Source organism: Rhodovulum sp. ES.010, from assembly GCF_900142935.1.
In the GTDB taxonomy this organism is placed as follows: Bacteria; Pseudomonadota; Alphaproteobacteria; order Rhodobacterales; family Rhodobacteraceae; genus Rhodovulum.
On record NZ_FSRS01000001.1, the window covers coordinates 3,149,501 to 3,173,707 of the forward strand.

The following is a 24,207-nucleotide window of genomic DNA, read 5'->3' on the forward strand; positions in this document are numbered from 1 at the left end:
TGAGGGAGTCGGCCGAGCACGCTCGACCGGATGAGACGAAGGGACTTTAAATGTGGGACTACGTTAAGATCGCCGTCTACGGCGTGATCGCGGTGTGTGCCGCGATCGCGGCCAGTTACGCGCGCGACTTCGCCTACCAGGTGCACGCGGTGATCGTGATGCTGGTCGCGGCCGGGCTGTTCCTGTGGACGGTGCGCCGCACCGACGAGCCCAGGCCGGCGCCCGAGACCGGCTACATGGACGATGTGGTGCGCGCGGGCGTGATCGCGACCGCGTTCTGGGGGGTGGTCGGCTTTGCCGCCGGCACCTTCATCGCCAGCCAGCTGGCCTTCCCGTGGCTCAATTTCGACTGGGCCCAGGGCTATCTGAACTTCGGCCGGCTGCGGCCCCTGCACACCTCGGCGGTGATTTTCGCCTTCGGCGGCAATGCCTTGATCGCGACGTCCTTCTACGTGGTCCAACGCACCTCGGCCGCGCGGCTGTGGGGCGGCAACCTCGCCTGGTTCGTGTTCTGGGGCTACCAGCTCTTCATCGTGCTGGCGGCGACCGGCTATCTGATGGGCGCGACGCAATCCAAGGAATATGCCGAGCCCGAGTGGTATGTCGATTGGTGGCTGACGATCATCTGGGTCGCCTATCTGGCGATCTTCATGGGCACCATCTTCCGCCGCAAGGAGCCCCACATCTACGTGGCGAACTGGTTCTACCTGTCCTTCATCGTGACCGTGGCGATGCTCCATATCGTCAACAACATGTCGATCCCGGTCTCGCTCTTCGGCTCCAAGTCGGTGCAGGTCTTCTCGGGCGTGCAGGACGCGATGACCCAGTGGTGGTACGGCCACAACGCGGTGGGCTTCTTCCTGACCGCGGGCTTCCTGGGGATGATGTACTATTTCGTGCCGAAACAGGCCGAACGCCCGGTCTACAGCTACAAGCTGTCGATCATCCACTTCTGGGCGCTGATCTTCCTGTATATCTGGGCCGGTCCGCACCACCTGCACTACACCGCGCTGCCCGACTGGGCGTCGACGCTGGGGATGGTGTTCTCGATCATGCTGTGGATGCCCTCCTGGGGCGGCATGATCAACGGCCTGATGACGCTCTCGGGCGCCTGGGACAAGCTCCGCACCGACCCGATCATCCGGATGATGGTGGTCGCGGTCGGCTTCTACGGCATGTCGACCTTCGAAGGGCCGATGATGTCGATCAAGGCCGTCAACTCGCTGTCGCACTACACCGACTGGACGATCGGCCACGTGCATTCCGGCGCGCTGGGCTGGAACGGCATGATCACCTTCGGCGCGCTCTACTTCCTGGCGCCCAGGCTCTGGGGCAAGGAGCGGCTCTACTCGACGGCGCTCGTCTCCTGGCACTTCTGGCTCGCCACCATCGGGATCGTGCTCTACGCCGCCTCGATGTGGGTCTCGGGCATCATGGAAGGGCTGATGTGGCGCGAGGTCGACGACCAGGGCTTCCTGGTCAACAGCTTCGCAGACACGGTCGACGCCAAGTTTCCGATGTATGTGGTGCGTGCCATCGGCGGCGGGCTCTACGTGCTCGGCGGGCTGATCATGTGCTTCAACATCTGGAAGACCGCAACCTCGGCGCCCACCAAGCAGGCGACCCCGGTCGCGGCCCCGGCTGAATAGGGACGGCAGACATGGCTATTCTCGAAAAACACAAGATCCTTGAGAAGAACGCGTCGCTGCTGCTCGTCTTCAGTTTCCTGGTGGTGACCGTCGGCGGCCTGGTCGAGATCGCGCCGCTCTTCTACCTGGAGAACACCATCGAGGAGGTGGAGGGCGTGCGCCCCTATTCCCCGATGGAACTCGAGGGGCGCGACATCTACGTGCGCGAAGGGTGCTACGTCTGCCACAGCCAGATGATCCGCCCGATGCGGGACGAGGTGGAACGCTACGGCCATTACAGCCTGGCGGCGGAGTCGATGTACGACCACCCGTTCCAGTGGGGCTCGAAGCGGACCGGGCCCGACCTCGCCCGCGTCGGCGGGCGCTATTCCGACGACTGGCACGTGCAGCACCTGCGCGACCCGCAATCGGTGGTGCCGGAATCGGTGATGCCGAAATACGGCTTCCTCGAGAACCGGATGATCGACCCCGAGGACATCGCCGACAAGATGCGCGTGCACCGCATGGTGGGCGTGCCCTACACCGACGGGATGATCGAGAACGCGGTGTCGGACTTCAACGCGCAGATCGATCCCTATGCCGACGGTGTCGACGGTCTGATGGAACGCTATCCCAAGGCGCAGGTCCGCAATTTCGACGGCAATCCGGGCATTTCCGAAATGGATGCGCTCGTCGCCTACCTGCAGATGCTGGGCACGCTGGTCGATTTCTCGACCTTCGAGCCGGACGCGAGCCGCTGAGGAAGGGACCCCATGGAGACCTATTCCGCAATGCGCGAATTCGCCGACAGCTGGATGCTGCTGTTCCTGACGCTGTTCTTCCTGGGCGTGATCGCCTGGGCCCTGCGGCCGGGCAGCGCCAGGGTGCACCGCGACAGCGCGGACATCCCGTTCCGGCATGAAGACGAACCGGCAGACCCCGACGCGGGGGCCACGTGCCAAGAGGAGGCGCGGACATGACGACCGAGGACAAGAAGACCGAGCACGAGGTCGAGACGACCGGCCACAGCTGGGACGGCATCGAGGAGTTCAACAACCCGCTGCCGCGCTGGTGGCTCTGGACCTTTTACGGGACCATCGTCGTCGCGGTGATCTACGTTCTGCTCTACCCGGCGATTCCGCTGCGGAACGGCGCGACGCCCGGGCTTCTCGGCTACTCGACGCGGGCCGATGTTGCGCGCGACATCCAGCGGTTCGAGGAAGCCAACGGCGATCTCATTGCCAGGCTGACCGAGGTCGAACTGGACCCCGAGGCGATCCGCGCCGAGCCGGACCTCTACAACTACGCGGTGCAGGGGGGCGCGGCGGTGTTCCGCACCTGGTGCGCCCAATGCCATGGCGCCGGGGCCAACGGCGTGCAGGCCTCGGGCTATCCCAGCCTGCTCGACGACGACTGGCTCTGGGGCGGCTCGCTGGAGGAGATTCACTACACCGTCACCAACGGCATCCGCAACGAGGACAACCCCGATGCGCGCTGGTCGCAGATGCCCGCCTTCGGCGCCGACGAGTTGCTGAGCGATGAGGAAATAGACCAGGTCGTCCAATATGTGCGGAAAATATCCGGACAGGAACATGATGCCGCATTGGCAAGCGCGGGCGAAGAGGTTTTCCTCTATAACTGTGCTGCATGTCACATGGAGGACGGCACCGGCGACCGCTACCAGGGCGCGCCCAACCTGACGGACGCGATCTGGCTTTACGGCGGGGATGTCGAGACGCTGACAGAGACGGTCTACAACGCGCGGTTCGGCGTCATGCCGAGCCACAAGGAGCGTCTCAGCGAAGCGGAGCGGCGGGCCGTTGCGACCTACGTCCACCAGCTTGGCGGCGGCGAGTGATACAAAGGCTTCCGGGGGCCGCAAGGCCCCCGGTCGATGGCACCGGCCCCCATCCTGTTCGCGCGTTTCCACGGGGGCCGGTGTCTATAATCGCCCAAGCCCCCGACTCCGTCCAGCGCATCACCTGAGACCTGCCTGTGCATCTGCGCACCGAATTGGAACTTTTCTCATTCGAGATCGCCGCGCCGCGCGATTCGCAGCAGGCAGCGCCCGATGTGATCGGGCCCCGCACTTACAATCGACGGCCGCAAGGTTTAGCTTGAACCACCAAGGGGCGCGTGCCGGCCGGCCGCTTCTCCCGCCCGCCCCAGCCGAAACGGAGTGAGCCCTTTGAGCTCGACAGACCAGAGCCCCGATCGCCTCTATACCGCCCGCGAGCCGGTTTTCCCGCGTCGCGTCTCGGGCCCGTTCCGCACGCTCAAGTGGTGGATTCTGGCGGTCTGCCTCGGCATCTACTACCTGCTGCCCTGGATCCGATGGGACCGGGGGCCGAACCTGCCCGACCAGGCGGTGCTTCTCGACCTCGCGAACCGGCGGTTCTTCTTTTTCTGGATCGAGATCTGGCCGCACGAGTTCTATTTCGTGGCGGGCCTCCTGATCATGGCCGGGCTGGGCCTGTTCCTGTTCACCTCGGCGCTGGGCAGGGTCTGGTGCGGCTATCTGTGCCCGCAGACGGTCTGGACCGATCTCTTCGTGCTCACCGAGCGCTGGATCGAGGGCGACCGCAACAAGCGTGTGAAGCTCTGGAACGCCAAGTGGGATTTCCACAAGACCCGGCTGCGGGTGACGAAATGGGCGCTCTGGGTGCTGATCTCGGTGGCCACCGGCGGCGCCTGGGTGTTCTATTTCGCAGATGCGCCGACGCTCCTGGGCAACCTGTTCACCCTGCAGGCCGCGCCGGTGGCCTACGCGACCATCCTGGTCCTCACGCTGACCACCCTCATCCTCGGCGGCTTCATGCGCGAACAGGTCTGCATCTACATGTGCCCCTGGCCGCGCATCCAGGCCGCGATGATGGACGAGGACACCCTGACCATCGGCTACCGCGAATGGCGGGGCGAGCCGCGCGGCAAGCACCGCAAGTCCGAGGGCGCGGAACTCCTGGGCGATTGCATCGACTGCTACGCCTGCGTGAACGTCTGCCCGGTGGGCATCGACATCCGCGACGGCCAGCAACTGGCCTGCATCACCTGCGGGCTGTGCATCGACGCCTGCGACGAGGTGATGGAAAAGACCGGCAAGCCGCGCGGCCTGATTGACTACATGGCGCTGTCGGACGAGGCGCGCGAGCGCGCGGGCGCAGAGCCCAAGCCGGCGTGGAAGCACATCCTGCGGGTGCGCACGCTGCTCTATACCGCGCTCTGGTCGGCGGTCGGCGTTGGCCTGATCGTGGCCCTGTTCGTACGCTCCGAGATCGACCTGACGGTGTCGCCGGTGCGCAATCCGATCTACGTGACGCTGTCGGACGGTTCGATCCGTAACGCCTACGAGGTGCGGGTGCGCAACATGCAGGGCGAGGCGCGCGATTTCGCGATCAGCGTGACGCCGGGCGACGTGTTCCAGGTCGAGGTGGAGGGCGCCGAGACCGGCACCTTCACCGTCCCGGCCGACGAAACCGACCTCAAGCGCGTCTACGTGATCGCATCGCCCGACAGCGCGCCCGCGCAGAGCCAGAGCACGCCGTTGCGCATCTGGCTGAAGGACATCGCGGCCGAGGAACGGGCCTATTCGGACACCGTCTTCAACGGGAGGGTGGCGCGATGAGCCAGAAGGAGCTGACCGGCCGCAAGGTGCTGATCATCGTGGTTTCGGCCTTCACCGTCGTGATCGGCGTGAACCTGCTTCTCGCCTACCAGGCGGTCAGCACGTTCCCCGGCCTCGAGGTCGACAATTCCTACGTCGCCAGCCAGCAATTCGACGCGATGCGCGACGCGCAAGAGGCGCTGGGCTGGACGGTGGCCGCCGATTACGACACCGACGCGGGCCTGTTCCTGCTGCGCTTCACCGATGCCGAGGGCGACCCGGTGGAAGTGCCGGAGGTGGCCGTCACCATCGGCCGGAAGACCTCGAACCGCGACGACCGGACGCCCGAACTGCTCTACTACAACGGCGAGTTCTCGGCGCCGCTTGCGCTGGACGGGGGCTACTGGACCGTCCGGCTGCTGGCGCGGGCCGCCGACGGCACGCAGTTCCGTCAGCGGCTGGAACTCTACGTCCGGGGCTAGGCGATGACGACGGCGCTCTCCTCCCGGCCCTCGGCCTGCCCGGCCTGCGCCGTGGCGCCGGCCGCCGAGGACCTGTCCGAAGCGGGCCAGCCGCGGGACGCGCGCCTGTTCCTGTCGCTGCCGACGATCCACTGCGCGGGCTGCATCTCGGCGGTCGAACGCGCGCTGAACGCGACGCCCGGCGTGCACGCGGCACGGGTGAACCTGACGCTGAAGCGCGTCGCGGTCGAGGCCGACCCGCAGGTGAGCGCCGCGGACCTGATCGGCGTGCTCGACGGCATCGGGTACGAGGCGCACGAACTCGACCCGGGCGTGATCGCGGCGACCGCGACCGACAAGGCGGGGCGCGACCTGCTGATGCGCATCGCGGTTTCCGGCTTCGCGATGATGAACGTGATGCTCCTGTCGGTGGCCGTCTGGTCCGGGGCGTCGGATTTCACCCGCGACATGTTCCACTGGATTTCCGCGATGATCGCGCTGCCGACCATCGCCTTCGCGGCGCAGCCCTTCTTCCGCAACGCGGCCAAGGTGCTCCGGCACGCCCGTCTGAACATGGACGTGCCGATCTCGCTGGCGATCGTGCTCGCCGCGGGCATGTCGCTTTACGAGACCTGGCAGCACGGGCCGCACGCCTATTTCGACGCGGCGCTCTCGCTGACCTTCTTCCTGCTCGCCGGCCGCTATCTCGATCACCGCACCCGCGCCGTGGCCCGCTCCGCGGCCGAGGAACTGGCCGCGCTCGAAGTGCCCCGGGCGCTGCGCCTGCGTGCCGACGGCACCGAGGAGACCGTGCCCATCGCCGAGATCGCCGTGGGCGACACCGTCCGCGTCAAACCCGGCGCGCGGGTGCCCGTGGACGGGCTCATCGCCGAGGGCCAGTCGGAAATCGACCGCTCGCTGCTGACGGGCGAAAGCCTGCCCGCCTATGCCGGCCCGGGGATGGCGCTGTCGGCCGGTGAGGTGAACCTCACCGGCCCGCTCGCCGTCACCGTGACGGCGGCCGGCGAGGACAGCTCGCTCCATCGGATGGCCGATCTCGTCGCGGTCGCCGAAAGCTCGAAGAACCGCTATACCTCGCTCGCCGACCGCGCGGCGCGGGTCTACGCGCCCGGCGTCCACCTGCTGGCGCTCGCGGCCTTCCTGGGCTGGCTGTGGGTTTCCGGCGGCGACATGCGGCTGGCGCTGAACATCGCGGTGGCGGTGCTGATCATCACCTGCCCCTGCGCGCTGGGCCTCGCGGTGCCCGCGGTGACGACCGCGGCCTCGGGGCGGCTCTTCAAGCGGGGCATGCTGATCAAGGACGGCACCGCGCTGGAACGGCTGGCCGAGGTCGACACGGTGGTCTTCGACAAGACCGGCACGCTGACGCTGGGGGCGCCGGACCCCACCAACCTGGGCGATCATGCCCGCCGCGACCTGGAAATCGCGCTGGCGCTGGCCGAGGCGTCGGAACACCCGCTCGCGCGCGCCCTGGCCGAGGCCGCCCGCAGCGCCGGGCTCCACCCCGCGCGCCTGACCGAGATCCGCGAGGTGCCGGGCCACGGCGTCGAGGGGCGGCTGGGGGGCGAGCCCGTGCGCTTCGGCCGCGCGGCCTGGGTCGGGGCCGAGGCGGGCCGGCAGACCGCCGCCTGGCTGCGCGTCGGCACCGCGCGGCCCATCGCGTTTACCTTCGCCGACCGGCTGCGCCCCGGTGCCGAGCAGGCCGTGGCCGCGCTCAAGCGGCAGGGGCTGGCGGTGCGTCTTGTCTCGGGCGATGCGCCGGCCCCGGTGGCCGACCTTGCGGCGCGGCTCGGGATCGAGGACTGGACGGCCGAGGCGCTGCCGGCCGAGAAGGCCGCGCAGGTGCAGGAGCTGGGGGAGGCGGGCGCCAAGGTGCTGATGGTGGGCGACGGGCTGAACGACACCGCGGCGCTGGCCGCCGCGCATGCCTCCGTGTCGCCCGCGACCGCGCTCGATGCCGCCCGCGTCGCCTCCGACATCGTGCTCCTGGGCCACGACCTCGCGCCGCTGGGCGAGGCGGTGGGGACCGCGCGCAAATCGGTCCGCCGGATCAACGAGAACTTCGCGATCTCGGCGCTTTACAACCTGATCGCCGTGCCGATCGCGCTTCTGGGCTTCGCCACGCCGCTGGCCGCGGCGCTGGCGATGTCGGCCTCCTCGATCACCGTGTCGCTCAACGCGCTGCGCCTGAGGTAGCCCCGATGGAAGTGCTCGCCTACCTGATCCCGATCGCGCTGTTCCTTGGCGGGCTGGGCCTCGCGGCCTTCTTCTGGGCGCTGAGATCGCACCAGTTCGACGACCCCGAAGGGGACTCCCGCCGCATCCTCACCGACGACTGGGACGATCACCCGAAGCCCTGAGGCCGGGGGCTGTCTGCCCCCGGACCCCCGAGGATATTTCCGGCCAGAAGAACAGGGGTGTGCGCGTCACGCGATCTGCGTTGTGACCCGCCCGATGCCGCGGATCTCCACGCTGCAGGTTTCGCCGGGGGCAAGCGGCCCGACCCCCGCCGGGGTGCCGGTATAGATCAGATCGCCCGGGGCGAGCGTCACCAGCCGCGAGAGATGGGCAAGGATCGCCGGCAGCGGCCAGATCATCTCCGACAGGTCGCCGTCCTGCCGCGGCGCGCCGTTCACGGTGCAGAGGATGCGTCCGGCCGCCGGATGGCCGAGACGCGCCGCCGGTACCAGGGCGCCGCAGACGGCCGACGCGTCGAAGCCCTTGGCCATGTCCCAGGGCCGGCCCATCGATTTCGCCTCGGCCTGCAGGTCGCGGCGGGTGAGGTCGTTGCCCGGCGCATAGCCCCAGACATGCGACAGCGCGTCGGCCTCGGGAATCGCGGCGCCGCCCAGCCCGATCGCGGCCACCAGTTCGGCCTCGTGATGCAGGTCCGCGGTCGCGGGCGGGTAGGGGACCGTCGCGCCGTCCCCGACCAGCGCATCGGCGGGCTTGGTGAAGAAGAACGGCGGCTCGCGCTCGTCATTGCCCATTTCGCGCACGTGCTCGGCATAGTTCCGGCCGACGCAGAAGATGCGGCGCACCGGGAAGCGCGCCTCGGCGCCGGCGATGGCGACCGAGGGCCGTTCGGGCGCGGCGATGGCGTAGCGCGTCACGACCGGGGGCCGATGGGCGTGCAGTCGGTGCCGTGGGATTGCAGCCGCCGGCAGGCCAGCGCCGCCTCGTTCTCGGTGAGGCCGACGAAATTCGCCTCGTAGCCGCGGGGGTGATGCACCACCTTGCGCAGCGCGTCGTCCAGCGTGCCAAGCTCCTGCAGCGCGGTCTTCAAGAGCACCCGCTCGGCCTGGTAGCGCGACCCGTAGCGGCCCACATTGATGCCCCAGTGCCGTCCGCCGGACGAGGACAGCCGCGTGACGATTTCCTGCTCCACCGGCTGCGGGGTTGCCCGTGCCGCCGGCGCAGCCCGCGCCGGGTCCGCCCCCGCCGCAAGGCCCCGGGGCCGGGGTTGGGGCGCGATGTCGGGCACGTCCGGTGCGGCCGAGCCCTGCGGCAGCCGCGTGTCGGGCGGGGTCGCGGCCACGGCGGCCGCGGCAAGCTCGGTCTGCGCCGCTTCCAGCGCGGTCGCCACGCCTTCGCTCAGCGCGATGAGCACCTCTTCGGCGGGCGACCCGGCCGGGCGTTGCGCGGGCCGGGGCGACCTGTCGAGCGTCATCGACAGCCGGACGGTTCGGCCGGCGGCGCCGTAGGGCGGTTTGGCCGGCTTGCGCACGGCCACCCGGCGCGGCGCGCGCTCGAAGCCCATGTTCAGGAGTTCCGCGACCCGCGCGTTCCGCGCGGCCGACGACGTTCCGCCGAACATCGTGGCGATGATGCGTTCCCCGTTCCGCTCCGCCGAGGCGACGAGGTTGAAGCCGGCCGCCCGCGTGTAGCCCGTCTTGATGCCGTCGGCGCCGCGATAGCTGCCGAGGAATCGCCGGTTGGTGTTGGAGACGGAGCGCAGGCCCGCATCCGTCGAGCGGCGCGAGAAGAGGTTATAGTATTCCGGGTAGTCGTAGAACATGTGCCGGCCCAGCGTCGTCATGTCCCGCGCGGTCGACATGTGTCCCGCTTCGGTCAGGCCGTGGGCGTTCTTGAAGGTGGTCCGCGTCATGCCCATCGCCTTGGCGGTGCGGTTCATCCGCCGCGCGAAGGCCGCCTCGGAGCCTTCGATGGCCTCGGCGATGGCGGTGGCGGCATCGTTGGCCGATTTCACCGCCGCCGCCCGGATCAGGTAGCGAAAGCGGATCTTCGTGCCCGCGCGCAGCCCCAGCTTCGACGGCGGCTCGGCCGCGGCGCGCTTCGAGATCGTGACGTAGTCGTCGAGCCCGATCTCGCCATGCTCCACCGCCTCGAAGGCGATGTAGAGCGTCATCATCTTGGTCAGCGAGGCCGGGTGCAGCCGCGTATCGGCATTCCGCGAATGCAGCACCTCGCCGGATCGCGCGTCGACCACCATCGCGGCGTAGGGGGCGGCCCGCGCCCCCGACGTCAGAACGGCCATGCCGATCGCGAGCATGGATAGAAAAAGTACGTGCCGGACGTACTGCCCCAGTGGTTGCACGTCGCCTGCCTTTTCACTGCCTCTCGCCGCCCGTATTTGTCTGCCCGGGCGATCATTTCATCGTTACCATACCACAGCGGCACAGCCGCGAAAATACCAATGTTTCAAGGGTAACGAAGGTAAAGCTCAGGTTGATCGATATATCGGGGCCGCGCGGCCGCCGGCCACAATCGCTGCGATCCGGCCTCAATCGAGCGCGGCGACCAGCGCGGGCAATTCGCCCAGGTGTTGCAGTTCGGCAAAACGGGCCTGGTCGCGCGGCGGTTCTGCGTGCTCCAGTTCCCAGGTCAGGTCGTGCGGGACGAACACGCCCCAGGCGCCCGCCTCGATCGCGGGGATCACGTCCGACCGGAGCGAGTTGCCCACCATCATCGCCCGCCCCGCGCCCTCGCCATGGGCGGCGAAGATCGCGTCGTAGCGCGGCGCGGTCTTGTCCGAGACGATCTCGACCCCGTCGAAAAGCTCGCCCAGCCCCGACTGCGCCAGCTTGCGCTCCTGGTCCAGCAGGTCGCCCTTGGTGATCAGCAGAATGCGGAAGCGGTCGGCCAGCGCGGTCACGGCCTCGCGCGCCTGGGGCATCAGTTCGATCGGGTGGCGCAGCATCTCCTGCCCGGCCTCCAGAAGCGCGCGGATCACGCCTGCCGGCACCCGCTCGTCGGTCACGTCGATGGCCGTCTCGATCATCGACAGAACGAAGCCCTTGATGCCGAATCCGTAATGCCCGAGATTGCGCCGCTCGGCCTCCAGAAGCCGCTCCATCAGGTGGTCGGGATCGACGTGGTCCGACAGCAGGTCGGCGAATCGGTCCTGGGTCATGCGAAAGAACCGCTCGTTCTGCCAGAGCGTGTCGTCGGCATCGAAGGCGATGGTGGTAAGCTTGCCGTCCATGGCGCCCCTTCCGTCCCTGACCGCCCCTTTTCAGACGGGGCGCGGCGAATATATAAAGGGGCTGAAGCCGAACACCACCCGATTTGCCAAGGACGGGCAGCCGTGACGACCGACCCTCTGATGATGGCCGCGATGGGCGACGACCCCGACAGCGAGTCGGAGGTCATCACCAAGACCAAGCCCAGGACGCAGCGCCCGCCGCTTTACAAGGTGCTGCTTCTGAACGACGACTACACGCCGATGGAATTCGTCGTGCACGTGCTCGAGCGGTTCTTCGGCATGAGCCACGCCCAGGCGTTCGAGGTGATGCTGATGGTGCACAAGAAGGGGGTTGCCGTGGTCGGTGTCTTCAGCTTCGAGGTGGCCGAGACCAAGGTCGCGCAGGTGATGGATTTCGCCCGCCGCCACCAGCACCCGTTGCAGTGCACCATGGAAAAGGAATAGGGCGCAACGCCCGCCCATGCCCGACACCCGACTGACCCTTGCGCTCGAATCAGGCGCGGCCAGCCTGCCTGCCGCGGGGCGGCTTGCGGTGTTCGACGCCCCGGCAGAGGCCGATCTGTCCGCGCTGCCCAAGGCGCGGGTGCAGATCGTGCAGGGCTTCGCCCCCGATCACCACGCCTGGGAGGAGCGGGGCTGGGATGTCGTCGTCGAACCCGAAGGCGATTTTGCCGGCGCCGTTGTGTTCACCCCGCGGGCCAAACTGGCCGCCCGCGCGATGGTGGCCCAGGCACTGGAACTGACCTCGGGCGGTCCGGTCATCGTCGACGGCCCCAAGGCCCACGGGATCGACAGCCTTCACAAGGCCGCCCGCCGGACCGGCGCCGAGGTCTCGGCGGCCTTCGCCAAGGCCCATGGCAAGCTGTTCAGCGTCCAGGCGGACCCCGAGCTGTTCGCGCACTGGATCGCGGAGGGTGCGATCCTGCTCGACGGGCGCTATCGCACGACGCCGGGGGTCTTTTCGGCCGACGGCGTCGATCCCGGCTCGGCGCTGCTGGTGCGCGCGCTTCCGCGGGGGCTTCGCGGGCGGGTGGCCGATCTCGGCGCCGGCTGGGGGTTTCTCGCGGGCGAGGCGCTGGCCGCCAACCCGGACATCGCCGAGATGCACCTCGTCGAGGCGGATTACGTCTCCCTCCTCTGCGCCAGCGCCGGGGTGCAGGACACGCGCGCGCGCCTCCACTGGGCCGATGTCGCGCGTTTCGTGCCCGATGCGCCCTTCGACCACGTCCTGATGAACCCGCCGTTCCACACCGGGCGCGCGCCCGACCCCGCGCTGGGGCGCGCGTTTCTCGCGGCGGCGGCCCGGATGCTCGCCCCCCACGGGTCCGCGTTCATCGTGGCCAACCGGCACCTGCCCTACGAACGCGACCTCGTTTCCCTCTTCGGCGAGGTGCAGGAGATCGGCGACGATCCGGGCTACAAGATCATCCGCGCCGCGCGGCCCCGGCGGGCGGCTCGTGGGGGACGGCTCGCGGGGGGCGGTAAAATCGCCTAGGTTCCGCCCCCGAATCAGGAGTTTTCCCGCATGTCCTTCTCGATCGCAGGCAAGACCGCCATCGTGACCGGCGCGGCCAACGGCGTGGGCCTGGCCATCGCCCGGCATTTCGTGGACCGCGGCGCCAACGTGATGATGGCCGATATCGACGAGGCGCGGCTGGTCGACGAATGCGGCAAGAACACCGAGGGCGAAGGCACGATGCGCTACTTCGCCGGCGACCTGCGCGAACGGCTGACCGTGGCGAACCTGCTCTCGGCCACGATCGACGCCTATGACCGGATCGACATCCTGGTGAACGCCTCGCGCCAGATGGCGCCGTCCGACCCGCTCGACCCCGATGGCGACGCGGTCGAGACGCTTCTGGCGCAGAACCTCATCACCAGCCTGCGGCTGAGCCAGATCGTCGCCCGGCGGATGATCCGCCAGGCCGAGGAGGCCGGGCTCGAAGAGGGCTCGGCCGGGGCCATCGTCAATCTTTCGTCGATCGCGGCGCGGCGCACCCATCCCGCGCTTCTGGGCTACTCGGTCAGTTCCGCGGCCCTCGACCAGCTGACCCGGTCGATGGCGGTGGCGCTGGCGCCGCACCGGATCCGGGTGAACGCGGTGGCCTTCGGCTCGGTCCTCTCGGCCAGCCTGCAAGGCGTTCTGAAAGAGCACGCCGATTACCGCGAGGACATCCGCGACCACACGCCGCTCGGGCGGATCGCCAAGCCCTCGGAACTCGCCGAGGCGGTGCAGTTCCTCGCCTCGGACGGCGCGCAGTTCATCACCGGCCAGATCATGACCGTGGATGGCGGGCGGACGCTGCTCGACCCGGTGAACGCGCCGGCGCACTGAGCGCGTCACCCCTCGGGGTAGCGGGCGCGGCAGGCGGCCATCGCCCGCGCGGCGTCGCGCGCCACCTCGCGCCGCTTGGCCCGGAGGTCGGCGAGCTTCTGCCGTTCGGCGCGCAGGTCGACCGCGACCGGGCGCTCGCGGAAGCCGATATCGGGGCGGTTGCACCAGACGAAGCCGAGCCCGCTGCCGTCGTCGCCGAAGCCGCGGCCATAGCACATCTCCAGGCTGGTGCGCCGATAGGGCTCGCGCTCCAGCGCATAGCCGCGCGCCAGCGTCTGCTCGGTTTCCAGAACCAGCCGGTCGAGCAGCATCAGGTCGTACATCGCGTTGCGTTCGCAGGCCTGGCGCGGGGTGGCGCAGGCGGCAAGCGTCAGCAGGCAGAGCAGGGCGAAAAGGCGCATGGGGGCGATTCCTGGTTGATTTCGCCCAGCATACGCCGCCGCCGGGCCGCTGCCAAAGCATGCGATGGTGTGGCGTGGCGCGGGTGAAGCTGCTAGTCATTGCCCAGCAGGAGGGAGGCGACATGACCGAGCAATTCGACGACCACAAGACCCGCGCCGCGGCATGGTTCCGCGCGCTCCGCGACGAGATCGTGGCCGCCTTCGAGGCGCTGGAAGACGCGCAGCGGACCGGCCCGTTCAAGGACGCCTCCGCCGGCCGGTTCGAGGTGAGCGAAACCCGCCGCACCGCCGAGGACGGCTCGGATGCCGGCGGCGGGCTGATGAGCGTGATGCGCGGCGGCCGGGTGTTCGAGAAGGTCGGCGTCAACGTCTCGACCGTCTACGGCACGCTCAACCCGCGCGCCCGGGCCGCGATGATGGCCCGCAAGGACATGCCCGGCATGGCCGAGGACCCGCGCTTCTGGGCCAGCGGGATCAGTCTTGTGGCGCACATGCAGAACCCGCACACCCCGGCGGTGCACCTGAACACGCGGATGTTCTGGACGCCGCATGGCTGGTGGTTCGGCGGCGGCACCGACCTGAACCCCAGCCTGCCCCATGACGAGGATACCCAGGCGTTTCACGGCGTGCTGAAGGCGCATTGCGACCGGCACGACCTCAGCCACTATCCCCGCTACAAGGCCTGGGCCGACGAGTATTTCTATGTGCCCCATCGCGGCCGGGCGCGCGGGGTGGGCGGCATCTTCTTCGACGACCACAACACCGGCGACTGGGAGGCCGATTTCGCCTTCACCCAGGAGGTCGGCCGCGCCTTCCTTCCGGCCTTCGTCCCGATCGTCGAGCGCCGCCGCGACACCCCCTGGACCGAGGCCGACCGCGCCGCGCAACTCGCCCATCGCGGGCTCTACGCGGAATACAACCTGCTTTACGACCGCGGCACCAGGTTCGGCCTGGAAACCGGCCACGACCCCGACGCGGTCCTGATGAGCATGCCGCCGCTGGCAAGCTGGCCGTAGGGGGGCTCGGCGGGACGGAGTCCCCATTGACCTCGACCGATGCAGGCGCGCGCTTTCTCGGGTCGGCGCTCGAAAGTGGACGCCCGGACGGCTTGCGCTCCGTCACTTGTTTCCGCCCCCGACAGCGAAGTGCAAGACGCGCGCATCGCTCCGGTCGCGCGGAGCAGACCTGCGCAAGTCCACGTCCCGATGTCCGGAGAGCCACATCCAACAGAAACACTCGAGTGAATTTCGACGCCGAATCCCGGGCTTCCAACCTGGCCGCCCGGTTCATGCGGACCGCGGGCGGTTGGCCCGCGGTTTGCCATGTTTCGCGTTCAGGCGCGCTTGTCTCCGGTGATCATCGCGTGGGCGAGGTTTTCGCGATGGACCATGCTGGCCCAGGCCACGCCGCCGACATGCAGCAGGATCAAGAGCACGGAGAGGTTCGCGGCGGTCTCGTGGATGTCCTCCCACGCGGTCTCGCCGCCCGCGTGGCCCTCGCGTTCCTCATGTTCCTGGCGCTCGTAGCTTGCGACGCCGCCCTCGCCGCCGCTCTCGCTCTGCGCGATCAGCCCGGCCAGCGGACCTTCGCCTTCCTCTTCGGCCAGCACCGCCATGCCGGAAAACGCGGTGGCGCCCAGCATGACCAGGAGCGCCACGGTCATCGCGCCGCCGGCGGGGCTGTGGCCTATATGGCGTTCGGCCGAGCCCGCGACCAGCCGCTTGAGATAGGCGACGACCTTGCCGGGCCCGGTCACGAAGTCGGAGAAGCGCGCGCGCTCGGGCCCCACGAGGCCCCAGAAGATGCGCAGCGTCACCGTGGCCGCGATCGCGTAGCCGGCCCAGACATGGAGCCATTCCGGCTCGCCCTCGGTGAGGTAGGCGGTGGCGAAACCCGCCACCAGGACCCAGTGCCCGACGCGCACCACCGGGTCCCAGACCCGGACGCGCGCCTCGGCTTGCGCCGTCTGCTCCGCCATCAGTCGTCGTCCCGGCCGAGGCGGGTCGCGGGGGCGCCGGTGGCCGGATCCAGATAGGCCTCGACCACCATCCCGTTGGCGTCGCGCATCTTGACCTCCCAGTAGCGGCCGTCCTCGCGCTCGGCCTCGAGGACGGTGTAGCCCTGGCTCTCCAGTTTCGCGATCAGCTCGCCGAGCGGCATCCACCGGGCGGGCTGGGCCATCGCGGGTGCGGTTTCGGGCGAGGCTTGCGCCTCGCCGAGGGCGACCAGGCCCGCGGCGGAAGCCAGGGCGGCGGTGAACAGGATCGTGCGTTTCATGGGGGTCTCCCGTGCTTGGTTTCACCTTGCCGGCACGTGGACCGGCTGCGATGGGACCGGTCTATCCGCAGGCGCCTGACGCCGGCCTGACCGCGCTTGTCAGCGCCCTGTCAGGCGGGGCAGAGTAGCGCCGTCACCATGAAACGGTTCGCTCTCCTCGCCTCGATCCTGGTCCTCGCCGCGCCCGCGCCGGCCGAGCGCGATCACGACCGCGCGCGCCGCGCCCTTGAACGGGGCGAGATCCGGCCCCTGCACAGAATCCTGCCCGAGGTGGAAGACCGTTTCGACGCGCGGCTTCTGGAGGTCGAGCTGGAACGCGAGGAGGGCCGCCTGGTCTACGAGATGGAACTGATCACGCGGGACGGACGACTTCTGGAGGTGCTCGTCGACGCCGCCTCGGGCCAGGTGCTGGAGCACGAGATCGAGGACGACGACTGATGCGCGTGCTCGCCGTCGAGGACGACCCGCGGATCGCGGCCGACCTGTCGGCCGCGCTGGAAGCCGCGGGGTTCCGCGTGGAAACCTGCGCCGATGGCGAGGAGGCGTGGTTCCTGGGCGATACCGAGGCGTACGGGCTGGTGGTTCTGGATCTCGGCCTGCCGGGGCTCGACGGGCTGACGGTCCTGAAACGCTGGCGCGCGAACGGGCGCGAGATGCCGGTTCTGGTGCTGACCGCGCGCGGCACCTGGACGGAACGCGTCGAGGGCATCGACGCCGGCGCCGACGACTACCTGCCCAAACCGTTCCGGATGGAGGAGCTGGTGGCCCGCGCCCGCGCGCTGGTGCGCCGCTCGGCGGGGCGCGGCAGCGCGCTGCAGGAGGCGGGCGCGCTCGCGCTCGACACGACCCGCATGGCGGTCAGCTTGCGCGGCGTGCCGGTGCAGACCACGGCGCTGGAGTATCGCCTGCTCGCCTACCTGATGCTCAACCGCGACCGCGTGGTGCCGCCCACGGAACTGCTGGAACACCTCTACGGCGACGACGATGCGCGCGAGGCCAACGCGCTGGAGGCGCTGGTGGCGCGGCTGCGGCGCAAGCTGGGCGCGGGCGTGATCGGCACGCGCCGCGGCTTCGGCTATTTCCTCGAAGCCGGGGCGCCCGCGCCGTGAGGCGGCTGTCGCTGCGGCTGCGGCTGGCGCTGGCCGGGGCGGTCGCGGTGACGCTCGCGATCCTCTTGTCCTCGCTGGGGCTCGCCGCGCTCTTCGGCGCGCATGTCGAACGCCGCGCGCTGGCCGAACTCTCGGTGCAGCTCGACCAGGTGCTGGCCGGGGTCGAGCGCGCCCCCGACGGCACGCTGGAACTGACGACCGCCCCCGCCGATCCGCGCTTCCGGCAGGTCTATGGCGGGCTCTACTGGCAGATCGAGGCGGGCGGGCAGGTGCTGCGCGCGCGCGCGCTCTGGGATTACGAAATCCCGCTGCCCGCCGACACGCTGGGCGACGGGGCCGAGCATGTGCACGACCTGCCGGGCCCGGCGGGCCAGCCGCTGCTGGCGATCGAGCGCAGCGTGACCCTGCCCGACCGGCTGGGCGGCGACGCGATGCGCGCGGCCGTGGCGATGGACCGGACGGACCTCGCCGCCGCGCGCGCCGGGTTCCTGCGCGACCTCATCCCCTATTCGGCGCTGCTCGCGGCGGCGCTGATCCTCGCGGGCTGGGCGCAGATCGCCGTGGGTCTCCGCCCGCTCGGCGCGATCCGCGCCCGCGTGGCCGATATCCGCACCGGCCGGGCGCGTCGCGTGGGGGGCGATGTCCCCGCCGAGGTGCAGCCGCTCGCCGCCGAGGTCGACGGCCTGCTGGCCGCCCGCGAACAGGAGGTCGCGCGCGCCCGCACCCGGGCGGGCGACCTCGCGCACGGGCTCAAGACGCCGCTCCAGGCGCTGATGGGCGAGGCCGGGCGGCTCCGGGCCGAGGGGCGCGGTGCCGCGGCCGACGCGGTCGAGGAGATCGCCGGCGCGATGCGCGCCCATGTCGACCGCGAGCTTGCGCGCACCCGCGTCGCCATGCGGGGGCGCCAGGGCCGCGCCGACCTTGCCGATGTCGTCGCGGGGCTCGTGCGGGTCATGCGCCGCACCGGGGAAGGGGCGCGGTGCGACTGGCGCGTGGACCTGCCCGAAGGTCTCGCGGTCGCCGCCGATCCCGGCGACCTCTCCGAGGCGCTGGGGGCGCTGATCGAAAACGCCGCGCGCCATGCCCGCACGCGGGTCGAGATCGGCGCGCAGCCCCGCGGGGGCCGGGTCCAGATCGTCCTCCGCGACGACGGCCCCGGCATCCCGCCCGACCGGATCGAGGCGCTGATGGCGCGCGGCGCGCGGGCCGACACCCGCGGCTCCGGCCTCGGCCTCGCCATCGCGCGCGACATCGCCGAGGCGCTGGACGGCACGATCACGCTGCGCCCGGCCTCGCCCGGGCTCGAGGCGCGCCTGTCCCTGCCCGCAGCCGACAGCGTCCTGACAGATCGCTGACACCCCGGGTCAGCCCGGTGTCAGCCACCCCGTGCGATGACGGTCTCACGGTCTCACGGTCGCCCGGAGGAAGCCCCACACCCATGTCGTTCCGAACGAGTCTCTCCCCGTTTCCCCGCGTTCCCGTCTGGGACATCTGGGTGCGCCTTTTCCACTGGGCGCTTGTCCTCTGCATCGGCGGGGCGGTCCTCACCGGCTTTCTCGCCGATGCACGCTGGGCCGGGTGGCATCTCGGCTTCGGGCTGGCCGCCGCCGCCCTCGTCGTCGCGCGGATCGTCTGGGGCCTTTTCGGCACCGCCCACGCGCGATTCGCCGATTTCCTGCCGCGGCCTTCGGCGCTGCTCGCGCATCTGCGCGGTGCGGGCGGCCGCCATCGCGGCCACAACCCGCTGGGCGCGCTGATGGTGTTCGCGCTCTTCGCCGCCGTCCTCGCGCTCGCCGGCACCGGGCTTGTCGTTCTGGGCGGCTGGCTCAGGCTCGGACCGCTCGCCGCGGATCTCGGCACCCAGACGGGCCGCGCCGCGCGCGAGTTGCACGAGATCGTCGCCTTCGCCCTTCTCGGGATGATCGCCCTCCATGTCGGCGGCGTGATCTTCGAAAGCCGCCGCGCGCGCGAGAACCTGGCGGGCGCGATGCTGACCGGCCGCAAGGAGGCGCGCCCCGGCGACGCCCGCCCCGTCGAGGCCCGCCCGCAGGGCCGCCGCGCAGTCAAGGTCGTCGCCACGATTGCCGGAATCCTCGTTCTTGCCGCGGCCGCGCTTTCGGCCCGCCCGGTGCCGGACATGCCGGTGTCGCGGATCGACCCGCTCACCGCCGAGGAATGCGGCGCGTGCCACATGGTCTACCACCCCAGCCTGCTGCCGGCCGCCTCGTGGGAGGCGCTGGTCGCCGGGCTCGACGACCATTTCGGCGAGAACGCCTGGATCGACGCGGGCGATGCCGCGGAGATCGAGGCCTGGCTGACCGCGCACGCCGCCGAAACCGTGGACACCGCGCCCGCGCGGATGTTCGCCCGCACCGATCCCGACGCCCCGGCCACGCTGACCGAAACGCCGGCCTGGAAACGTCTGCACGGCGACCTGCCCGACACGCTCTTCGAGGGCGCGCCGGTCTTCAGCCGTGCCAATTGCGCCGCCTGTCACGCCGATGCCGGGTCGGGCCGCTTCAGCCCCTTTGCCATTTCCATTCCAAAGGAGAAGACCGAATGAGACACCTGATCTTCCTCGCGGCCCTCGTGCCCGCCGTGCCCGCGCTGGCGCAGGACACCTCGCCCGCGCAACTGATTGCCAGCTACGAGTCCCAGGCCGGCCGCGCCGCCGACCCGTCTGCGGGCAAGGCGTTCTTCATGGCGCAGCACGCGGGCGGCAAGCCCGAGACGCCCGCCTGCACCACCTGCCACACCAAGGATCCCCGCGCCGCGGGACAGGCCCGCACCGGCAAGACGATCGAGCCGCTCGCCCCCTCGGCCAACCCCGCGCGTCTGACCGAAACCAAGGAGGTCGAGAAATGGCTGGGCCGCAACTGCGACAGCGTGCTGGGGCGCGAATGCAGCGCCGCGGAAAAGGCCGACATCATCGCATGGCTTGCAAGCCTATGACACGAAAGGAGAAAATATGACCCGTTTCCTGACAGTCGCGCTGGCCCTTGCCGCCGCGCCGGCGCTCGCCGACGACGACTACATGCCGCCGGTGACCCATCCCGCCACGCTGGAGGAATGCTCCGCCTGCCACATGGCCTATCCCGCGGGATTCCTGCCCCGGCGGTCCTGGGTGGCGATCATGGGCGACCTGAAGAACCATTTCGGCGAGAACGCCCAGCTCGACGCGGCCACCCGCGCCGAGATCGAGGCCTATCTCGTCGGCAACGCCGCACCGCGCATCCGCGGCGTCTCCGAGAACCAGACGCCGCTTCGGATCAGCGAATTGCCCTGGTTCAAGCACGAGCACCGCGAGGAGGTCAGCCAGCGCATGATGCGGAAGGCCAAGTCGATGGCGAATTGCGCGGCCTGCCATCGCGGCGCCGAACGCGGCTATTTCGAAGACGACTGACGCACGCACCGGATCGGGCTATACCGCCCCGGCGACTTCGAGGGAGTCGCCGGGGCGTCGGTATGTGCGGATGCGCGTGGTGAGTGGAGCGGGATGCCGAAGCTGAACGAAGAGACATGGCCGCTGGTGCTGACCGGCGTGACGCTGGCGGGCATGGTGCTGGCCGCGGTCGCGCATTGGGCGCTGCCCGACGGCCCCTGGACGCAGGCTCTGCTGGGCGCGGCGCTGCTGGCGGTCTACGCGGCGGGCGGCCTCCCGGCGGGGGCGCGGGCGCTCGCCGCCCTCTGGCAGGAGCGCGAACTCGATATCGACCTGCTGATGGTGATCGCGGCGCTCGCCGCGGCGGCCGTCGGCGCGCCGTTCGAGGGCGGCGTTCTGCTGACGCTTTTCAGCCTGTCGACCACGCTGGAACACCGCGCGATGGGCCGGGCGCGCCGCGCCATCGAGGCGCTGATGGAACTGCGCCCCGACCGCGCGCTGCGCCGCACCGCCGAGGGCACCGAGGAGGTTCCGGTCGAGGATCTCTCCCCCGGCGAGGTGGTGATCCTGCGCCCCGGCGCGCGGGTGCCCGTGGACGGGGTGATCGTCGAGGGCGAGGGCGCGCTCGACGAATCCACCATCACCGGGGAATCGGTGCCCGAGCACAAGGCGCCGGGCGCGCTGGTCTTCGAGGCGACGGTCAACATGCACGGCGTCCTCGCCGTCGAAGTGGCCCGGCCGCTTTCGGAAAGCACCGTGGCGCGGATGATCGCGCTGGTGACCGAGGCGCAGGCCGCCCGGGCGCCGTCCGAACGGTTCTCCGAATGGTTCGGCCAGCGCTATACCGTCGCGGTGCTGGTGGGCGCCGTTCTGGCCTTTGCGGTGTTCCTTGGCATCGGCCTCGGCTGGAGCGCGGCGCTCTACAAGGCGGCGACGCTGCTCGTCGCGGCCAGCCCCTGCGCCATCGTGATCTCGGTCCCCGCCGCGATCCTTTCGGCGCTGTCGGTCGCAGCGCGGGGCGGGGTTCTCTTCAAGGGCGGCGCAGCGCTCGAGACGCTGGCCCGGGTCGACAGCTTCGCGTTCGACAAGACCGGCACGCTCACCACCGGGCGGCAGGAGGTGGTCGATCTGCACTGCGAGGGCGACGAGGCGGCGTTTCTCGCCCGCCTCGCCGGGCTCGAGGCGCATTCCGAACACCCCATCGCCGACGCGATCCGCCGCGCGGCCGAGGCGCGGCAGATCGCGCCCGTCACGGTGCGCGAGGCGCGCGCGGTGCCGGGCGAGGGGATGGTGGGGCTCGACGACGAGGGGATGATCTGGGCCGGGAACGCCCGGCTCGCCGCCCGGATGGGCGCCCACGGCGAAGGCGACGCGCTGCCCGAACTCGTCGCCCGGCTGCACGCGACGCCGCAGACGCTGGTGCTTCTGGGCCGCGGGGCAAAGGTGCTGGGCGCGGTCGCCGTCGAGGACCGCCAGCGCGACACCGCGCGCCCCGGGCTCGCCGCTTTGCGCGCCCGCGGCGTTCCGACCATCGCCATGCTGACCGGCGACCGCCGCGCGGTGGCCGAACGCGTGGCCGCCGATCTCGGGATCGCGGCGGGTGACGTCCATGCCGACCTCCGCCCCGAGGACAAGGTCCGCATCGTCGCCGATCTCGCCGCCCGGGGCCGGGTGGCCTTCGTCGGCGACGGGGTGAACGACGCCGCCGCGCTGGCACGGGCCGATGTGGGCATCGCGATGGGCACGGCGGGGTCCGAGGTGGCGCTGCAGGCGGCCGACGTGGCGCTCTTGTCCGAGGATCTGGGCCGGCTCGCCGCGGCGCACGCGCTGTCGCGCCGGACGGCGCGGATCATCCGCCAGAACCTGGTCTTCGCGATGGGCGCCATGGCCGTCCTGGTCATCACGGGGCTGTTCTTCCACCTGCCGCTGCCGGTCGCCGTGGTCGGTCACGAGGGCGGCACCGTGCTCGTCGTTCTGAACGGCCTGCGGCTGCTGGCCGATCCGATCCGGTCGTAGCACCCTTGGGAGGATCTGTGTCGCGCGGCGAATGGCGACCATTCAGCCTGGTTTCCGCGCACCACTTCGACAGGCCCTCGTCCGGCTTGATCGCTCCGATGCCATCGCAAGGGGAAGGTTGCGTCCGTTGATCGGCTGCGGGCTGACAGGGGAAACGGGTCCCCCCGATGCCTCGATGGCATCTTCTGCCATTCGTCGTCCGCGTGCGAAGCGCTGACCTGCCCCACGCTGCGGGCATTGGCCTGCGATCGCATTCCGCAGGCGCAAAGACGGTCTTCATCGGCGCGCTGCGCAGCAGAATCCGAAGACGCCTTCGGGGCCATCCGGGTCATGCAAGGGCATTCGGCAAAGCCCGGGGCCTGCGCCTTGCCGCCCCTCGTCAACGGCGCAGCACACGGGACTTCGGGCTCAAATCAGCCGCCCCACAAAACAAGCACCCCGGACCCAAAGGCCCGGGGTGCCCGATTGTCCGGTCCTGCGGGCCTGTGTCAGCCGCGCAGCGCCTCCAGCATCACGGTGACGTTCTCGGGGTCGGCGTCGGGCGTGATTCCGTGGCCGAGGTTGAAGATGTGCGGGCCCTTGGAAAAGGCTTCCTTGATCCGCTTGGTCTCGTCGATCAGCTTCTGCCCGCCGGTGACCATCAGCTTCGGGTCCATGTTGCCCTGCACGCAGCCGTCTACCTGCACGTTCTCGGCCGCCCAGCCCGCATCGACCGAGTTGTCCAGCGCCACGCAATCCGCCCCCGTCGCCTTGGCGAAGCCGACATACTGCTCGCCCGCCTCGCGCGGGAAGGCGATGCAGGGCAGGCCGGGATGGCGCGATTTCAGTTCGGCGATGATCCGCTTGGCCGGTTCCAGCGCGTAGCGGGTGAAATCCTCGCCCTTCAGCGACCCGGCCCAGCTGTCGAAGATCTTGACCACCTCGGCGCCGGCCTCGACCTGCTTGGACAGGTATTCGATGGTCGACGCGGTCAACAGCTCCATCAGCGCGTCGAAGGTTTCCCGGTCCTCGGCCTTCAGCTTGTGCGCGGGGGCCTGGTCCGGCGTGCCGCGCCCGGCGATCATGTAGGTCGCCACCGTCCAGGGCGCGCCGGCGAATCCGATCAGCGTGGTTTCCTTCGGCAGTTCGCGCGACAGGATGCGCACGGTTTCGTAGACCGGCGCCATGTGCTCGTGGATGTCGTCCTTGCCCTTGAGGGGCGCCAGCCCCTCGGCGCCGGTGATCGTCGACAGCCGCGGGCCCTCGCCCGTGACGAACCACAGGTCGGCGCCCAGCGCCTGGGGAAGCAGCAGGATGTCGGCGAACAGGATCGCCGCGTCGAAGCCGTAGCGGCGGATCGGCTGCAGCGTCACCTCGGCGGCCAGCTCGGAATTGTAGCACAGCGACAGGAAGTCGCCCGCCTCGGCCCGGGTGGCGCGGTATTCGGGCAGGTAGCGGCCCGCCTGCCGCATCAGCCATGCGGGCGGCACGTCCTGAACTTCCCCCGCCAGCGACCGCAACAGTTTTTTGGTTTCCGCCATCGTCTTCCCC

Annotated in this window: 26 protein-coding genes; 19 read left to right on the plus strand and 7 right to left on the minus strand. The window is 70.0% G+C overall.

Annotation, left to right across the window (positions count from 1 at the left end; all coding sequences use genetic code 11):
• Window positions 1–50 precede the first annotated feature (50 nt).
• From ccoN to ccoS, 8 genes are all read left to right on the plus strand, one after another.
• Complete coding sequence (ccoN, locus tag BUR28_RS15580) at window positions 51–1,649, plus strand: cytochrome-c oxidase, cbb3-type subunit I (protein ID WP_074220964.1); 1,599 nt, start codon at window positions 51–53, stop codon at window positions 1,647–1,649.
• A gap of 11 nt (window positions 1,650–1,660) precedes the next feature.
• Complete coding sequence (ccoO, locus tag BUR28_RS15585; protein WP_074220965.1) at window positions 1,661–2,389, plus strand: cytochrome-c oxidase, cbb3-type subunit II; 729 nt, start codon at window positions 1,661–1,663, stop codon at window positions 2,387–2,389.
• 12 nt (window positions 2,390–2,401) lie between these two features.
• On the plus strand, window positions 2,402–2,608 hold the full coding sequence (locus BUR28_RS15590) for a CcoQ/FixQ family Cbb3-type cytochrome c oxidase assembly chaperone (RefSeq protein ID WP_074220966.1): 207 nt from the start codon (window positions 2,402–2,404) through the stop codon (window positions 2,606–2,608).
• Window positions 2,605–3,486 (plus strand): cytochrome-c oxidase, cbb3-type subunit III, encoded by an 882-nt coding sequence (gene ccoP, locus BUR28_RS15595; RefSeq protein WP_074220967.1) that lies wholly within the window; start codon window positions 2,605–2,607, stop codon window positions 3,484–3,486. Before BUR28_RS15590 ends, ccoP begins: the two co-directional genes overlap by 4 nt.
• Before the next feature lie 321 nt (window positions 3,487–3,807).
• Window positions 3,808–5,250 (plus strand): cytochrome c oxidase accessory protein CcoG, encoded by a 1,443-nt coding sequence (gene ccoG / locus BUR28_RS15600; RefSeq protein WP_371441600.1) that lies wholly within the window; start codon window positions 3,808–3,810, stop codon window positions 5,248–5,250.
• Window positions 5,247–5,711, plus strand: coding sequence for a FixH family protein (locus BUR28_RS15605; protein ID WP_074220969.1), 465 nt, complete (start codon window positions 5,247–5,249; stop codon window positions 5,709–5,711). Before ccoG ends, BUR28_RS15605 begins: the two co-directional genes overlap by 4 nt.
• A gap of 3 nt (window positions 5,712–5,714) precedes the next feature.
• Window positions 5,715–7,907 (plus strand): heavy metal translocating P-type ATPase, encoded by a 2,193-nt coding sequence (locus BUR28_RS15610; RefSeq protein WP_074220970.1) that lies wholly within the window; start codon window positions 5,715–5,717, stop codon window positions 7,905–7,907.
• A gap of 5 nt (window positions 7,908–7,912) precedes the next feature.
• Entirely contained in the window at window positions 7,913–8,071 is a 159-nt protein-coding gene (ccoS, locus tag BUR28_RS15615; protein WP_074220971.1) for a cbb3-type cytochrome oxidase assembly protein CcoS, read from the plus strand.
• 66 nt (window positions 8,072–8,137) lie between these two features.
• Here the strand turns inward: ccoS and BUR28_RS15620 are convergent, their stop codons facing one another.
• From BUR28_RS15620 to BUR28_RS15630, 3 genes are all read right to left on the minus strand, one after another.
• A complete protein-coding gene (locus BUR28_RS15620) occupies window positions 8,138–8,824 on the minus strand; it encodes a fumarylacetoacetate hydrolase family protein (RefSeq protein ID WP_074220972.1) in 687 nt (228 codons plus the stop codon).
• Window positions 8,821–10,209, minus strand: a complete 1,389-nt coding sequence (locus BUR28_RS15625; protein ID WP_254813758.1) for a D-alanyl-D-alanine carboxypeptidase family protein — start codon at window positions 10,207–10,209, stop codon at window positions 8,821–8,823. Before BUR28_RS15625 ends, BUR28_RS15620 begins: the two co-directional genes overlap by 4 nt.
• A 246-nt stretch (window positions 10,210–10,455) precedes the next feature.
• A complete protein-coding gene (locus BUR28_RS15630) occupies window positions 10,456–11,157 on the minus strand; it encodes an HAD family hydrolase (protein WP_074220974.1) in 702 nt (233 codons plus the stop codon).
• A 123-nt stretch (window positions 11,158–11,280) separates the two neighbouring features.
• Here BUR28_RS15630 and clpS point away from each other — a divergent pair, with 123 nt between their 5' ends.
• Genes clpS through BUR28_RS15645 form a run of 3 tightly spaced genes read left to right on the plus strand, consistent with a single transcriptional unit; the run spans window position 11,281 to window position 13,492 of the window.
• Window positions 11,281–11,601, plus strand: coding sequence for an ATP-dependent Clp protease adapter ClpS (gene clpS, locus BUR28_RS15635; protein WP_074221687.1), 321 nt, complete (start codon window positions 11,281–11,283; stop codon window positions 11,599–11,601).
• Window positions 11,602–11,617: 16 nt separating this feature from the next.
• Window positions 11,618–12,652, plus strand: coding sequence for a class I SAM-dependent methyltransferase (locus BUR28_RS15640; RefSeq protein ID WP_074220975.1), 1,035 nt, complete (start codon window positions 11,618–11,620; stop codon window positions 12,650–12,652).
• Window positions 12,653–12,682: 30 nt separating this feature from the next.
• Window positions 12,683–13,492: an SDR family NAD(P)-dependent oxidoreductase gene (locus tag BUR28_RS15645; protein WP_074220976.1), complete on the plus strand. Its 810-nt coding sequence runs from the start codon at window positions 12,683–12,685 to the stop codon at window positions 13,490–13,492.
• 5 nt (window positions 13,493–13,497) lie between these two features.
• Here the strand turns inward: BUR28_RS15645 and BUR28_RS15650 are convergent, their stop codons facing one another.
• Window positions 13,498–13,893 (minus strand): hypothetical protein, encoded by a 396-nt coding sequence (locus BUR28_RS15650; protein WP_074220977.1) that lies wholly within the window; start codon window positions 13,891–13,893, stop codon window positions 13,498–13,500.
• Between the two features lie 122 nt (window positions 13,894–14,015).
• Between BUR28_RS15650 and hemF the strand changes: the two genes are divergently transcribed.
• Window positions 14,016–14,909, plus strand: a complete 894-nt coding sequence (gene hemF, locus BUR28_RS15655; RefSeq protein WP_074220978.1) for an oxygen-dependent coproporphyrinogen oxidase — start codon at window positions 14,016–14,018, stop codon at window positions 14,907–14,909.
• 317 nt (window positions 14,910–15,226) lie between these two features.
• Here hemF and BUR28_RS15660 read toward each other — a convergent pair whose 3' ends face one another.
• Both BUR28_RS15660 and BUR28_RS15665 read right to left on the minus strand, forming a co-directional pair.
• A complete protein-coding gene (locus tag BUR28_RS15660) occupies window positions 15,227–15,871 on the minus strand; it encodes a cytochrome b/b6 domain-containing protein (RefSeq protein ID WP_074220340.1) in 645 nt (214 codons plus the stop codon).
• Complete coding sequence (locus BUR28_RS15665) at window positions 15,871–16,170, minus strand: PepSY domain-containing protein (RefSeq protein WP_074220341.1); 300 nt, start codon at window positions 16,168–16,170, stop codon at window positions 15,871–15,873. The genes BUR28_RS15660 and BUR28_RS15665 overlap by 1 nt, the downstream gene beginning before the upstream one ends.
• A gap of 138 nt (window positions 16,171–16,308) precedes the next feature.
• On the opposite strand from BUR28_RS15665, the gene BUR28_RS15670 reads away from it, so the two are divergent.
• The 7 genes from BUR28_RS15670 (at window position 16,309) to BUR28_RS15700 (ending at window position 22,677) form a co-directional block, all read left to right on the plus strand.
• Window positions 16,309–16,608, plus strand: coding sequence for a PepSY domain-containing protein (locus tag BUR28_RS15670; protein ID WP_074220342.1), 300 nt, complete (start codon window positions 16,309–16,311; stop codon window positions 16,606–16,608).
• Entirely contained in the window at window positions 16,608–17,279 is a 672-nt protein-coding gene (locus BUR28_RS15675; RefSeq protein ID WP_074220343.1) for a response regulator transcription factor, read from the plus strand. The genes BUR28_RS15670 and BUR28_RS15675 overlap by 1 nt, the downstream gene beginning before the upstream one ends.
• Complete coding sequence (locus BUR28_RS15680; RefSeq protein WP_074220979.1) at window positions 17,276–18,634, plus strand: sensor histidine kinase; 1,359 nt, start codon at window positions 17,276–17,278, stop codon at window positions 18,632–18,634. The genes BUR28_RS15675 and BUR28_RS15680 overlap by 4 nt, the downstream gene beginning before the upstream one ends.
• Window positions 18,635–18,717: 83 nt before the next feature.
• The gene (locus tag BUR28_RS15685) at window positions 18,718–19,842 is read left to right on the plus strand and encodes a cytochrome b/b6 domain-containing protein (protein WP_074220980.1); all 1,125 of its coding nucleotides are present in this window, start codon (window positions 18,718–18,720) and stop codon (window positions 19,840–19,842) included.
• Window positions 19,839–20,231 carry a DUF1924 domain-containing protein gene (locus tag BUR28_RS15690; protein ID WP_074220981.1) on the plus strand — a complete coding sequence of 131 codons (393 nt, stop codon included), beginning with the start codon at window positions 19,839–19,841 and terminating at the stop codon, window positions 20,229–20,231. The genes BUR28_RS15685 and BUR28_RS15690 overlap by 4 nt, the downstream gene beginning before the upstream one ends.
• A 16-nt stretch (window positions 20,232–20,247) precedes the next feature.
• The gene (locus BUR28_RS15695) at window positions 20,248–20,682 is read left to right on the plus strand and encodes a diheme cytochrome c (RefSeq protein WP_074220982.1); all 435 of its coding nucleotides are present in this window, start codon (window positions 20,248–20,250) and stop codon (window positions 20,680–20,682) included.
• Between the two features lie 93 nt (window positions 20,683–20,775).
• Window positions 20,776–22,677 (plus strand): heavy metal translocating P-type ATPase, encoded by a 1,902-nt coding sequence (locus BUR28_RS15700; RefSeq protein WP_074220983.1) that lies wholly within the window; start codon window positions 20,776–20,778, stop codon window positions 22,675–22,677.
• 488 nt (window positions 22,678–23,165) lie between these two features.
• Here BUR28_RS15700 and hemE read toward each other — a convergent pair whose 3' ends face one another.
• The gene (gene hemE, locus BUR28_RS15705) at window positions 23,166–24,197 is read right to left on the minus strand and encodes a uroporphyrinogen decarboxylase (RefSeq protein ID WP_074220984.1); all 1,032 of its coding nucleotides are present in this window, start codon (window positions 24,195–24,197) and stop codon (window positions 23,166–23,168) included.
• Window positions 24,198–24,207: the final 10 nt, after the last annotated feature.